Annotated in this window: 13 protein-coding genes; 11 read left to right on the forward strand and 2 right to left on the reverse strand. The window is 39.9% G+C overall.

The annotated features are described in order from the left end of the window. The first annotated feature begins 477 nt into the window (after nucleotides 1-477). Entirely contained in the window at nucleotides 478-1278 is an 801-nt protein-coding gene (gene spo0A, locus P8610_RS02705; RefSeq protein WP_289495190.1) for a sporulation transcription factor Spo0A, read from the forward strand. A gap of 334 nt (nucleotides 1279-1612) precedes the next feature. Here the strand turns inward: spo0A and P8610_RS02710 are convergent, their stop codons facing one another. Then, on the reverse strand, nucleotides 1613-1849 hold the full coding sequence (locus P8610_RS02710) for a DUF2627 domain-containing protein (protein ID WP_289495191.1): 237 nt from the start codon (nucleotides 1847-1849) through the stop codon (nucleotides 1613-1615). 154 nt (nucleotides 1850-2003) lie between these two features. Here P8610_RS02710 and P8610_RS02715 point away from each other — a divergent pair, with 154 nt between their 5' ends. From P8610_RS02715 to P8610_RS02755, 9 genes are all read left to right on the forward strand, one after another. Further along, on the forward strand, nucleotides 2004-4067 hold the full coding sequence (locus P8610_RS02715) for a sigma 54-interacting transcriptional regulator (protein ID WP_394602986.1): 2064 nt from the start codon (nucleotides 2004-2006) through the stop codon (nucleotides 4065-4067). Between the two features lie 130 nt (nucleotides 4068-4197). Beyond that, nucleotides 4198-5109 (forward strand): phosphate butyryltransferase, encoded by a 912-nt coding sequence (gene yqiS / locus P8610_RS02720; RefSeq protein WP_394602987.1) that lies wholly within the window; start codon nucleotides 4198-4200, stop codon nucleotides 5107-5109. 12 nt (nucleotides 5110-5121) lie between these two features. Continuing rightward, the gene (bcd, locus tag P8610_RS02725; protein WP_394602988.1) at nucleotides 5122-6222 is read left to right on the forward strand and encodes a branched-chain amino acid dehydrogenase; all 1101 of its coding nucleotides are present in this window, start codon (nucleotides 5122-5124) and stop codon (nucleotides 6220-6222) included. 27 nt (nucleotides 6223-6249) lie between these two features. Continuing rightward, nucleotides 6250-7362: a butyrate kinase gene (buk, locus tag P8610_RS02730; protein ID WP_289495195.1), complete on the forward strand. Its 1113-nt coding sequence runs from the start codon at nucleotides 6250-6252 to the stop codon at nucleotides 7360-7362. A 25-nt stretch (nucleotides 7363-7387) separates the two neighbouring features. After that, nucleotides 7388-8809: a dihydrolipoyl dehydrogenase gene (gene lpdA / locus P8610_RS02735; protein ID WP_394602989.1), complete on the forward strand. Its 1422-nt coding sequence runs from the start codon at nucleotides 7388-7390 to the stop codon at nucleotides 8807-8809. A gap of 13 nt (nucleotides 8810-8822) precedes the next feature. Further along, a complete protein-coding gene (locus P8610_RS02740; RefSeq protein ID WP_289495197.1) occupies nucleotides 8823-9815 on the forward strand; it encodes a thiamine pyrophosphate-dependent dehydrogenase E1 component subunit alpha in 993 nt (330 codons plus the stop codon). 14 nt (nucleotides 9816-9829) lie between these two features. Next, nucleotides 9830-10813, forward strand: coding sequence for an alpha-ketoacid dehydrogenase subunit beta (locus tag P8610_RS02745; RefSeq protein ID WP_394602990.1), 984 nt, complete (start codon nucleotides 9830-9832; stop codon nucleotides 10811-10813). Between the two features lie 18 nt (nucleotides 10814-10831). Next, the gene (locus tag P8610_RS02750) at nucleotides 10832-12163 is read left to right on the forward strand and encodes a dihydrolipoamide acetyltransferase family protein (protein WP_394602991.1); all 1332 of its coding nucleotides are present in this window, start codon (nucleotides 10832-10834) and stop codon (nucleotides 12161-12163) included. A gap of 165 nt (nucleotides 12164-12328) precedes the next feature. Next, on the forward strand, nucleotides 12329-12757 hold the full coding sequence (locus P8610_RS02755) for a BrxA/BrxB family bacilliredoxin (protein ID WP_289495199.1): 429 nt from the start codon (nucleotides 12329-12331) through the stop codon (nucleotides 12755-12757). Nucleotides 12758-12865: 108 nt separating this feature from the next. On the opposite strand, the gene P8610_RS02760 is transcribed toward P8610_RS02755, so the two are convergent. Continuing rightward, nucleotides 12866-13303 (reverse strand): NUDIX domain-containing protein, encoded by a 438-nt coding sequence (locus P8610_RS02760; RefSeq protein WP_394602992.1) that lies wholly within the window; start codon nucleotides 13301-13303, stop codon nucleotides 12866-12868. Between the two features lie 127 nt (nucleotides 13304-13430). Here P8610_RS02760 and P8610_RS02765 point away from each other — a divergent pair, with 127 nt between their 5' ends. Then, a complete protein-coding gene (locus tag P8610_RS02765; RefSeq protein WP_394602993.1) occupies nucleotides 13431-14219 on the forward strand; it encodes a transporter substrate-binding domain-containing protein in 789 nt (262 codons plus the stop codon). Nucleotide 14220: the final 1 nt, after the last annotated feature.

Below are 14220 nucleotides of genomic sequence, written 5' to 3' on the forward strand. Positions count from 1 at the left end.
TGGGGTGATAAAGAACATTACTGAGGCGTTGTTAAGGATAAGTACGCTCCAACCCAACAAGGCTTGGGAAGAAGATGTTCGGCATTGATAGCATTTACTTTTATAAGTGGAGCGAGACTACTCCTTTAATTTTCCTTAAAAGTATCTCTATAAACACACACGTAGAAAGGAAACATCTGAATTGGAAATTAACATCTTACGAGAACAAAGATGTATCAAAAACAGATTTTTTTTAGATAATTTAGACAATCGCAAGAAAATTTTGTATAATGAAAGGGCATAAAGAAAATTCGACAAAAATATATGATTACATACAATAACTGTCGAAATTCTAAGTAAATTGAAGAAAATAGCTTTATTTGCTACTAAAACAAAATAATTTTAAAAAATTTAAAACAAAATAAAGGGATTTAACATTTATTGTTGAAATGTTACATTGGGAAAAACAAGAAATTGTTGGATGGGGAGGAAATAATGGTGCAAAAAATTAAAGTTTGTCTAGCTGATGATAATCGTGAGTTAATTAGTCTTTTGAGGGAATATCTTTCAAGTCAAGATGATATGGAGGTAATTGGGGTTGCCTACAACGGGCAAGAATGTTTATCCGTTTTAGAAAATAAAAATCCTGATGTATTAGTTCTTGATATTATTATGCCGCATTTAGATGGGTTAGCTGTTCTTGAAAAGATCCGATCAAGTGATGATCTGCCTCAACCGAACGTTATCATGTTAACGGCATTTGGCCAGGAAGATGTTACGAAAAAGGCAGTAGACTTAGGTGCTTCCTACTTTATCTTAAAACCATTTGATATGGACAATCTTGCTAGTCAAATCCGACAAATTTGCGGATCTGAAAAATCAACTGTCCAACGCGCATCCAGCAATATTCGAAACAATTTCCAAACAACAATCAACAAGCCGCGCAACCTTGATGCAAGCATTACGAGCATTATTCATGAAATTGGTGTTCCGGCTCATATTAAAGGCTATATGTACTTAAGAGAAGCGATTTCAATGGTTTATAATGATATTGAACTTTTAGGATCAATTACAAAAGTTCTTTATCCGGATATTGCAAAAAAATTCAATACCACTTCAAGCCGTGTTGAACGTGCGATCCGTCATGCGATTGAAGTAGCATGGAGCCGTGGAAACATCGACAGCATTTCTTCGTTATTTGGCTACACCGTTTCAATGTCAAAAGCGAAGCCTACGAATTCAGAATTCATCGCGATGGTCGCTGATAAGCTTCGTATCGAACATAAGGCGATGGCATAAATGCTTACCAAATTAATTAAATAGCAATGAGTTAAACACCTTCACCTTTATTTAATTAAAGTGAAGGTGTTTTTTGTTTGAGCAACAAATTTTTTGGTGTCTTCAACTATCAGCAATAGGTGAAAGGGTTAAGAAGGTGTATTTTGCTCATCACAGACCATTTCACCTTTAACCTGAGTGCTAGCAGCTGCAAAAAATACTTAAGAGTGAAACGTACGAATGTGTTTGTCTCACGGCCGTCCCGCGGAAAGTGAGCATCTGGAACGGAAATCAACCACTTCCAATAACAGCAAAGTTTAAAAACAAAATAACCAGCTTCCTGGGAGGAATCTGGTCATTTTTTTCTATATTTTAATTGTACTTTATTTCTTTTGCGATCTCTATAAAAGATGAATCCTCCTACAAAAGCTAATCCCAAAATAAAACTTAAAAGCCCTGTGATAAATTGTAGCCATAAAACAGGGAAAGGAGTTTGTAATACTCCAAACAAAGTGTCTCTCATCCATTTTATGCCCATAACGGCCATGATTCCAGGGATTAATACAATTACTAATGCTGCGTATCTGCTCATGAAGATCCCCACTCCTTTACCTTTATTATTGTACATAAACTTCAAATCTTTGTCGACGACATTTAAGTTTGCAAACCCTTTCATACTAAGGTATGATTAATGTGTGAAAAAAATTGCATACAGTGCAATTGGACGAAAAATGGAGTGATAATTGTTGCAAAGGGTAGTTTTAGTGACCGAGCGTGAAGAAGGACTTCAGCTGATGAGCCGAATCGATCAATCTGAAGTGTTTGAACTTGTGGGTACCCTGCAGGATCAGCTTCATCCGATGTCATCCCCATTTGAAAATGTCCCGGTATTTACATATTCTTCTGCACCTGATGTAAGTGTAGATCTTATTATTTATTCTCCTTCTTGTAAAGAAAGTGCAAATCGTTTATATGAGTTCAAGTATCCAGACGCAGGGAAATTACCTGTTAGTCAATTTGAAGTTATGTTATTACTTCTAAACGATAAGGAAATAGCCGTAAAAGATTTAAGTCACCTGCAGCAGCTCAGAAGTATTTTAGATAATACGCATGATGGCATGATCGTAATCGATCAACATTTAATGATTACAATTTTTAATAAAAGTGCTGAAAAAATGACGGGAATATCTAAGGAAGATGCAGTTGGAAAGTCGATCCTTGAAGTGATGCCAAACAGCCAGCTGCCAAGAGTAATGGATTCGGGAATAGAAGAAGTGAATCAGGAACAGATGTTGGCAAACGGAACAAAAATATTTACAACAAGAACGCCTCTCCTAAGTCATGAAGGACGTAAACTTGGAGCCTTTGCCGTTTTTAAAGATATCACTGAAATTGTAGATTTGGCAGAGGAAGTAACGAACCTTAAAAGTATACAAAGCATGTTGAGATCCATTATTCAGTCTTCAGAAGAAGCCATATCGGTTGTTGATGAACAAGGGAAAGGAATTATGATCAATCCCGCATATACAAAACTTACAGGTTATACTGCTGAACAAGTAATCGGTAAGCCTGCTACAACTGATATTTCCGAAGGTGAAAGTATCCATATGCAAGTCCTTAAAACAAGGAAGCCGGTAAGAGGAGCTCGTTTACGAGTAGGACCAAACAGGAAAGATGTCATTGTGAATGTAGCTCCAGTTATTGTTGATGGTCTTCTAAAAGGAAGCGTTGGGGTCATTCATGATGTTTCAGAAATAAAGGGGCTTACAGAAGAACTGAACCGTGCTAGACAAATTATTCGGACGCTAGAAGCAAAATATTCATTTGAAGATATTATTGGTAAATCAGAGGAAATGAACTTCGCAATGGATCAAGCAAAATTGGCAGCTTCAACTCCCGCAACTGTATTGCTTCGAGGAGAATCTGGTACGGGAAAAGAACTTTTTGCTCATGCGATCCATAATGCGAGCAGCAGAAAATTTAACAAGTTTGTTCGTGTGAATTGTGCCGCCCTTTCAGAATCACTGTTGGAAAGTGAGCTTTTTGGTTATGAGGAGGGGGCGTTCTCTGGTGCGTTAAGAGGCGGGAAAAGAGGGCTGTTTGAGGAAGCGAACGGGGGAAGTATCTTTTTAGATGAAGTTGGTGAGCTATCTCAAAACACTCAAGCCAAACTTTTGCGTGTTCTGCAAGAAAATGAAATAAGACGTGTGGGAGGCACTAAAGCAATTCCTATCAATGTCCGGGTAATTGCTGCTACGAACGTTAATCTCGAAAAAATGATTGCCGATGGTACATTCAGACAGGATTTGTACTATAGGTTGAATAGAATGCCAATCTATATTCCGCCGCTAAGAGCGAGAAACCAGGATATTATACTGCTTGCTAATCACCTTTTGCAGAAGCTAAATCAAGATTACGGAAGAAGCATTGATGTTATAAGCAAAGATGCAGAGAAGTTCTTATTAGCCTATCATTGGCCGGGAAATGTTAGGGAGCTTGAGAATGTGTTAGGCAGGGCTATTATCCATATGAGCCATACGGATTCTCAGATCAACAGGAGCCATATCTCCCTTTTGTCTCTTGAGCAGACGAAGGCGAAATCAGAATCTACTGTTGATAATTTCATTACGGGAGAAGAAACGAAAACCCTCGCTCAACAAATTGATGAGTTTGAAAAAAGCATTTTAACAGAAGCTATAGAGAGATTTAATGGCAACAAGACAAAAACGGCCAAGGCACTAGGCATTTCATTGCGTAACTTTTATTACAAATTAGAAAAATATGGTCTTGATGAAAAACCACGCAAATAATTTCATGCAATTAATTGCATGCTGCGTGCAAAAAAATGCATGTATTGTGTTGATAATCCATTAATTGACGAGGAAAATAGTTGGCATGAAAATTGCATTAACTATACCGTGGTAAACAAGGGGGGATAGCATGCGTTTGCAAAACTTGGTGAGCCAAGCCAAAAAACAGCAAGTTAAACCAGTCATCGCAGTGGCAGAAGCTGGCGATCAAGAGGTTTTGGAAAGCGTACTAAAAGCATATAAAGAGGGCTTAGCCCATTTTATTTTGTTTGGAAACGGTGAAAAAATATCTGACTGGCTTAAAAGAAATGCAGATGAATCTCTAAATGGAATAAAAGTTGTTTCGACAGACACAGCCACCGCTGCTTATAGTGCGGTAAAAGCTGTTCATGATGGTGAAGCAGATATTCTCATGAAGGGACTTGTTTCAACCTCTGCACTCTTAAAAGCTGTTCTTCATAAAGAAATTGGTCTTAGAACGGGTAAGGTTTTATCTCATGTAGCAGCATTTGAAGTTGAAGGATTTAAAAAATTGATTTTCATTACGGACGCTGCTATGAACATAGAACCAGACCTTAATCAAAAAGCACAAATCCTGCAAAATGCCATTGACTTTGCTGCACAAACGGGTATTGAAGTACCGAAAGCAGCTGTATTGGCCGCAGTAGAAAATGTTAATCCTGCGATGCAAGCGACACTGGATGCAGCAAGCCTCACCGTTATGAGCCTTAGGGAGCAAATAAAAGGTGGGATTGTTGAAGGACCATTAGCGCTTGATAACGCAATTTCTAAGGAAGCTGCAGCACACAAAGGAATTACAGGTAAAGTAGCAGGAGATGCAGACATCCTTTTAGTTCCAACCATCGAAACTGGAAATGTACTCTATAAATCCCTGATCTATTTTGCTCGAGCAAAAGTTGGGGCTGTTATTTGCGGTGCTAAAGCGCCGATTGTTCTTACTTCCAGAGCAGATTCAGCTGAAAGTAAATATTATTCCATTGCCTTAGCTGTAAAATCTGTCATCACTGATAACAAACTTTAGGAGGAATACAAAATGGAAATTTTTAAATATATGGAAACTTACGATTACGAACAAATGGTAATTTGCCAAGACAAACAATCAGGATTAAAAGCGATCATCTGTATTCACGATACGACACTCGGACCTGCACTAGGCGGAACAAGAATGTGGACATATGAAACAGAAGATGCAGCAATTGAAGATGCTCTAAGACTTGCAAGAGGAATGACATATAAAAATGCTGCTGCTGGATTAAATCTTGGCGGCGGAAAAACAGTTATTATCGGGGATCCGAAAAAAGACAAGAACGAAGAAATGTTTAGAGCGTTCGGACGTTATATCCAAGGACTGAACGGACGTTACATTACAGCTGAAGACGTGGGTACTACAGTTGAAGACATGGATCTTATCTATCAAGAAACACCATTCGTAACGGGTGTATCTCCAGCGTTTGGATCAAGCGGCAACCCATCTCCTGTAACAGCATACGGAGTATACCGCGGTATGAAAGCAGCAGCTATGGAAGCGTTTGGAACAGATTCCTTAGAAGGAAAGGTGATTGCTGTCCAAGGTGTTGGTCATGTAGCTTACACACTTTGTAAACACCTTCACGAAGAAGGAGCGTCACTGATTGTTACAGATATTAATAAAGAAGCTGTTCAGCGTGCTGTTGAAGATTTTGGTGCAAGAGCAGTAGAGATTGACGAGATTTATAGTGTGGATTGTGACATCTTTGCTCCATGTGCTCTAGGTGCGATTATTAACGACGACACGATCTCTAAAATTAAAGCGAAAGTTGTAGCAGGGGCTGCAAATAACCAGCTTAAAGAAACACGTCATGGAGATGCTCTTCACGAAATGGGAATCGTTTACGCTCCCGATTACGTAATTAACGCTGGTGGGGTAATCAACGTGGCTGATGAGCTTAACGGATATAACCGTGACCGTGCGATGAAGAAAGTTGAAACAATCTATGACAACATCGCTAGTGTTATTGAAATCTCAAAACGAGATAACATTCCAACATACCTTGCTGCAGACCGCCTTGCTGAAGAGCGTATCGAACGCATGAGAATGTCAAGAAGTCAGTTCTTATTAAACGAAAGACACATTCTGTCTAACCGTACTCGCTAAGAGTTCATATCAATGGAGGTTTGAAACGTGCATCAAAAAGAATTTCGCATACTAGTGATTAATCCGGGCTCAACCTCTACCAAGATTGGTATATTCGACAACGAAAGGCCTGTATTTGAAAAAACGATACGTCATGAAACAGAAACAATTCATCAGTTTGAGTCTGTCATTGATCAATATTCATTTAGAAAAGAAACCATTTTAGAAGCATTGGACTATGAAGGAATAAATATTTCAAAGCTCAGCTGTGTTGTTGGCCGCGGAGGTTTATTAAGACCGATCGAAGGTGGCACATACAGCGTTAACGAACCAATGCTTCAGGATTTAAAGACAGGTTACTCAGGTGAACATGCCTCTAACTTAGGTGGTATTCTTGCTTATGAGATAGCTGAAGGACTGAATATTCCTTCTTTCATCGTAGACCCAGTTGTTGTGGATGAAATGGATGAGATTGCGCGAATCTCAGGTGTCCCTGAAATAGAAAGAAAAAGTATATTTCATGCACTGAACCAAAAGGCTGTAGCAAGACGTGTTGCCAAGATGCTAAATAAATCTTATGAATCTCTCCGTCTAATAGTTGTGCACATGGGTGGAGGTATCACAGTAGGTATCCACAAGGAAGGACGCGTGATCGACGTAAACAATGGACTTCATGGTGAAGGGCCATTTTCACCAGAGCGCGCCGGTACCGTTCCGATTGGAGACTTAGTATCTCTTTGCTTCTCTGGTGAATATTACGCAGATGAGGTAATGAAGAAACTTGTTGGTCAGGGCGGACTTGTTGCCTATTTAGGAACTAATGATGCAAGAACAGTAGAAGAAAAGATCGAGAACGGTGATAAAAAAGCAGAGCTTATCTATGATGCAATGGCGTACCAAGTCGCAAAAGAAATTGGTTCCGCCAGCACTGTATTGCATGGACAAGTAGACGCGATCATTCTTACAGGCGGTCTTGCTTTTGGCAAGGAATTTGTAAAGAAGATAACAGATCGTGTTGAATGGATCTCTGACTGTATTATTCAGCCAGGGGAGAATGAGCTTCAAGCGTTAGCAGAAGGTGGCCTTCGTGTATTAAGAGATGAAGAATCAGCAAAGGTTTATCCGGGAGAAAAGACTATTGCTAGGGTGCCACTTGATTAACTAGCAGCAAAAGGAGATATGAGCGATGTCAAAAGACTTTGATTTGGTCATATTGGGCGGAGGAACGGGCGGCTATGTTGCCGCCATCCGAGCTGCTCAATTAGGAAAAACAGTAGCAGTTGTTGAAAAAGGAAAACTTGGAGGCACTTGCTTACATAGAGGTTGTATACCTAGCAAGGCCTTGCTGAGAAGTGCTGAAGTTTATAAAACGGCTAAAAATGCTGCCGACTTTGGTGTAGAGATTGAAGGATTAGGCTTAAACTTTTCTAAAATGCAAGAGCGCAAACAATCTATTGTGAATCAGCTACACATGGGTGTACAGAGTTTAATGAAAAAAGGCAAGATTGAAGTATACGAAGGTACCGGCAGAATTCTTGGACCATCGATTTTTTCTCCAATGCCTGGTACGATTTCCGTGGAGTTTAATGACGGAACGGAAAACGAAATTTTAATTCCGCAAAATGTAATCGTTGCCACAGGTTCAAGACCTCGTTCACTGCCTGGTCTAGAGATTGACGGTAATTATGTTATGTCAAGTGATGAAGCACTTGAAATGGAAACATTGCCAGCATCCATCATTATTGTTGGCGGCGGTGTTATCGGAATTGAGTGGGCATCGATGCTAAATGATCTTGGTGTTGAAGTTACTGTTTTAGAGTATGCTGACCGCATTGTTCCTACGGAAGACGAAGAGATCTCGAAAGAAGCGGCACGTGTTTTAAAGAAAAAAGGAATCAAACTGGTAACGAGCGCAAAAGTACTTCCCGATACTTTAGAAAAAGGTGAAGGGGTTATGATCTCCGCGGAACATAAAGGAGAAACAAAACAGTTCAGTGCTGAGAAGATGCTTGTTTCTGTAGGACGTATGGCGAACACAGAAGGTATCGGAATTGAAAACACAATCATAAAAGTTGAAAACGGATACATTCAAACGAACGAATATTTCCAGACGGCAGAGAGTCATATTTATGCAATTGGCGATGTCATTGGCGGACTTCAGTTGGCACATGTTGCTTCACACGAAGGTATTACAGCTGTAGAGCATCTTTGCAACCTTAAACCTGAACCAATCAACTACGACAACATTTCAAAGTGTATCTATTCTAGTCCAGAAATGGCAAGTGTAGGTCTTACTGAAAAACAAGCAAAAGACCAAGGATATAACGTTAAAGTAGGAAAGTTCCCATTTAAAGCGATCGGAAAAGCTCTTGTGTATGGTGAAAGTGATGGATTCGTGAAGATCGTTGCAAATAAAGACACTGATGACCTTTTAGGTGTTCATATGATCGGTCCTCACGTAACAGATATGATCTCAGAAGCAGGATTAGCAAAAGTTCTGGATGCAACACCATGGGAGATCGCGCACACGATTCATCCGCATCCATCTCTCTCTGAAGTATATGGTGAAGCAGCATTAGCTGTTGAAGGAAAAGCGATTCATTTCTAAGGAGGTAAAACAAATGGCAGAAACACGTCATGAACAATTAGGTTTAACAAATGAAGATGTTATCCACATGTTTAAAACAATGCTTTTAGCTAGAAAAATAGATGAGCGTATGTGGCTTTTAAACCGTGCAGGTAAAATTCCTTTCGTTATCTCATGTCAAGGCCAGGAAGCTGCACAAGTTGGTGCTGCAATGGCGTTAGATAATGAAAAAGATTTTGTCTTGCCATACTACCGTGATATGGGTGTTGTACTTCAATTCGGTATGACAGCAAAAGATTTAATGCTATCAGGATTTGCAAAAGCTGAGGATCCAAACAGCGGAGGCCGTCAGATGCCTGGACACTTTGGTTCTAAGAAGCTTCGTATTGTAACAGGTTCTTCTCCAGTTACAACTCAAGTTCCGCATGCTGTAGGTATCGCGCTTGGCGGCAGAATGGAAGGAAAAGATCTTGTTACGTTTACTACGTTTGGTGAAGGTTCTTCTAACCAGGGAGATTTCCATGAGGGTGCTAACTTTGCTTCTGTTCATAAACTGCCTGTTATCTTTATGTGTGAGAACAATAAATATGCGATCTCAGTTCCAATTTCTAAACAACTAGCGTGTGTGAATGTTTCTGACCGTGCAATCGGTTATGGCATGCCAGGTGTAACGGTTGATGGAAATGATCCTTTAGCTGTTTATGAAGCAGTAAAAGAAGCGGCTGATCGCGGAAGACGCGGTGAAGGTCCGACATTGGTTGAAACTGTAGCTTATCGTTTAACGCCTCACTCTTCTGATGATGATGATCGTGCATACAGAACGCGTGAAGAGGTAGAAGAAGCTAAGGCAAAAGATCCAATCCATACATTTGCTGCTTACTTGAAAGAACATGCTATTTTAACTGAGGAACTAGAAAAACAGATTTTTGACGAAATTCAAAAAGAAGTGGATGAAGCTACAGAGTATGCAGAGAACGCAAAATACGCTGATCCTGAGAGCGCACTTCTTCATGTATACGCAGAGTAAAGGGGGAAAACGAGATGCCGGTAATTTCTTATATTGATGCTGTTACTCAAGCAATTCGCGAAGAGATGCAGCGTGATAAACGGGTTTTTGTTGTAGGAGAAGATGTTGGTGTTCGCGGAGGTGTTTTCCGTGCCACGACTGGATTGATTGAAGAATTCGGAGAACAGCGAGTAATCGATGCGCCGCTTGCAGAATCTGCAATTGCTGGAGTTGGGATCGGAGCAGCCATGTACGGTATGCGTCCAATTGCAGAAATGCAGTTTGCTGATTTTATCATGCCAGCGGTAAACCAGATTGTTTCAGAAGCAGCAAAGATCCGTTATCGTTCAAACAACGATTGGTCATGTCCGATTACGATTCGTGCTCCTTATGGCGGCGGTGTACATGGTGCTTTATATCACTCACAATCCGTTGAGGCATTGTTTGCTAATGTACCAGGTTTAAAGATTGTTATGCCATCAACGCCTTATGATGTTAAGGGACTATTAAAGGCAGCTATCCGTGATGAAGATCCTGTACTTTTCTTTGAACATAAGCGTGCTTACCGTTTAATTAAAGGTGAAGTACCAGAAGAAGAGTATGTATTACCAATCGGGAAAGCCGATGTAAAACGCGAAGGTGACGACATTACCGTTATTACATACGGACTTTGTGTACACTTTGCACTTCAAGCTGCTGAGAAGTTAGAAAAAGACGGAATCTCAGCTCATATTCTTGATCTTCGTACGGTATACCCGTTGGATAAAGAAGCAATTATTGAAGCAGCTTCCAAAACAGGTAAAGTGCTTCTTGTTACGGAAGACAACAAAGAAGGAAGCATCATGAGTGAAGTTTCAGCAATCATTGCTGAAAATTGTCTGTTTGAATTAGATGCACCTGTTCAACGCCTAACAGGTCCAGACGTACCGGCGATGCCTTATGCACCTACAATGGAAAAGCACTTTATGGTGAATCCTGACAAAGTAGAAAAAGCCATGAGAGATCTTGCGGCATTTTAACAATAGGAGGGGACTTTAATGGCTACAGAAAAAATTACAATGCCTCAGTTAGGAGAAAGTGTAACTGAGGGCACAATCAGTAAATGGCTGGTACAGCCTGGAGATACGGTTAAAAAATACGATCCATTAGCTGAAGTTATGACAGATAAAGTAAACGCAGAAGTTCCATCATCTTTTAGCGGGACAATCAAAGAATTAGTTGCTGGAGAAGGCGATACACTTTCAGTTGGTGAGCTGATCTGTTATATCGATACAGAAGGAGAAGGGAGCGGAGAGGCACCAGCAGCTTCATCTTCAAAAGAAGAGAAGCCTGCAGAAAAAAGTTCTGCTCCTACCACCCCAAGTCCGAGTGATGCACCTGCTGCAAAAGCTGATCGTACTGCAAAAGGACGTTTTTCACCTGCAGTAGTACGAATGGCATCTGAACATGGCATTGATCTGGACCAAGTAGAGGGATCAGGACAAAGCGGAAGAATCACTCGCAAAGATCTTCAAAAGATTATTGATTCTGGCCAGATTCCTACAAAAGGTAACAAGCCAGCTACAGAGGATGTTTCAGCATCACCTGTTTCATCTGATTCTCAAGTTACGGCTCAACCTCAACAATCAACGCCAGCATTAAAGCCAGTAGCGATTGACACAATGCCTGGTGATATAGAAATTCCGGTATCGGGTATTCGCAAAGCGATTGCACAAAACATGGTCCGTTCAAAGCACGAAGCACCTCATGCTTGGACAATGGTAGAAGTGGACGTAACAAACTTAGTAGAATATCGTAATTCTGTAAAAGGTGATTTTAAAACAAAAGAAGGGTACAACCTTACGTTCTTGCCTTTCTTTATAAAGGCTGTTGTAGAATCACTAAAAGAATTCCCGCAGATCAACTCCATGTGGGCAGGAGATAAGATCATTCAGAAAAAGGACATCAACATCTCAATTGCTGTTGCAACTGATGATGCATTATATGTTCCAGTCATTAAACATGCGGACGAAAAGTCTATCAAGGGTATCGCACGCGATGTGAAAGAACTAGCTGATAAAGTAAGAACGAATAAATTAGCTGGCGATGACATGAAAGGCGGAACGTTCACCGTAAATAACACAGGCTCTTTCGGATCTGTGATGTCTACGCCGATCATCAACTATCCGCAAGCTGCTATCCTTTCTGTAGAATCGATCGTTAAGCGCCCTGTTGTTATGAACAATGGCATGATTGCGGTACGAGATATGGTTAACCTTTGTCTTTCTCTTGATCATCGAGTTCTTGATGGTCTTGTATGCGGTCGCTTCTTAGCGGCAGTAAAAGCACGTTTAGAGAACATGACAAAAGAAAATACATCAATTTATTAAAAAATGTGATTTTCAGGTTTATATGGGTTTTATTGCGGGTAGAGATAACTATCAACACCTCCAAACCCCATAACCCCCTAAGAAAAATGCCGTATATGTTACGGCATTTTTCTTTTTTATATGTCCATAATTGAGTACAATAAGAAAGAAAGGAGCTGAATACAAATGAACTTTCAATTTAATCTTTTTAATGATGTAGTAGAGACGGCTCGTAAAGAAATGGTAGAGGCTGGCTATACGCAGCTTTTCAAACCAGAAGATGTTGAAGAAGCTTTTCGTAAAGAAGGTACAACACTTGTCATGATCAATTCCGTATGTGGCTGTGCTGGAGGAATCGCACGCCCTTCGGCTTCATATTCGGTGAAACAAGATGTTCGCCCGGACCATCTTGTTACGGTATTTGCCGGACAAGATAAAGAGGCAACAGAGAAAGCCCGTTCTTATTTCACAGGCTATCCGCCTTCATCCCCATCATTTGCCCTATTAAAAGATGGAGAGATTCAAATGATGGTCGAACGTCATGAGATTGAAGGCCACGAACCGATGGAAGTTGTTAATAAGTTAAGAAGTGCTTTTGAAACTTATTGTAAGTAGGAAGAAAGTTGTTAAGCTGGCTCAAATTTTGAGCCAGCTTTTTTTCTAGATCATAAAAATGAGGGATTTATGAGCGTTTGCGAAGGAATATAACCCTTCAGCGAAGATTTACACCCGCTTACCGTCTTGCCTTATCGCTCTTTTCACAGCCCATCCGTGCGACGAATGTAATAAGATCTTTTCTGCTTCATCAACTTTTATCCACACAAGCTCATGATCTTCTTCATTGGGCTTTTTTACATAATTCCCAAAGCTTCCTGTATAAAAATACCCATTATTCATTATGTATTCTCCCTGACGGCTTTTAAAAAATTGCTGAGCTGCACCTATGAATCGTTGGGAATCCAATGAATAACCAGTTTCTTCTATACACTCTCTTTTTAAACAAGTTATATGTTCTTCTCCAAGTTTTAAGCCTCCACCAGGTAAAAAGCCCTTTCCATTCTGAAAAATAATAGCTACCTTCTCTTCTGCATCTAGGACCACTGCATAGACAGCATCTCGCTCTCTATAAGCCACTCCATTTATTTTCTCGCCGAATTTCATTTGATAATCTCCTTATCGTTGAATAAAAATACATTCAGAATTATTAAAATACTTAAATTAGCTCTTTTGTGTGTTAATATTCATTTTAACGAATAAATATAAATATTTTGTACAGGGGGATCTACAAATGAAACGTAATCTTTTTAGCATTTATTTTATCATAGTACTGGCATTGTTAGCTGGATGTGGTGCGGTTGAGGAAAAGAGTTCTTCAGATACAGGCAGCGAGTCATCAGAAAAAACTTTAGTGATGGCTACTTCTGCTGATTATCCGCCATATGAGTTTGTAGAAACAGCTAAAGGCGGAGACATCGTCGGTTTTGATATTGATATAGCTAATCACATTGCAAAAAAATTAGGATATAAGGTTGAAATTAAAGACATGGACTTTAACGGATTGATTCCAGCATTAGACAGCGGAAAAGCTGACTTTGTAATTGCTGGTATGACGCCAAACGAAGAGCGAAAGAAAACGGTAGATTTTTCAGATGAATATTATGCAGCTCAGCAACTAATCGTTACAAAAGATAAATCCATTCAAACCGTAGATGATCTAGAAGGTAAGAAACTAGGTGTTCAGTTAGCATCTATTCAAGAAAAAGAAGCAGATAAGCTTTTAAAGGATCACAAATTTGAAGTGGTGCAGCGAAACAAAGTAACTGAGTTGGTGCAAGAGATGAAATCAAATCGTGTAGATGCTGCGATCATTGAAGATGCTGTTGCGTATGAGTTTTTAAAGAAGAACAAAGAATTATCTTCATTTGCGCTACCAGAGACGGATGCAGCAGGATCAGCCATTGCGTTTCCAAAAGAAAGTGAACTAACAGAGAAGTTCAACAAAGAGTTAAAGAAGATGAAAGAAGATGGCACATTGGACAAGCTTGTTGAAAAGTGGTTCGGTGTGAAAAAACAGTAAA

This window comes from Fictibacillus sp. UD (assembly GCF_043558025.1).
Taxonomy (GTDB): domain Bacteria; phylum Bacillota; class Bacilli; order Bacillales; family Fictibacillaceae; genus Fictibacillus.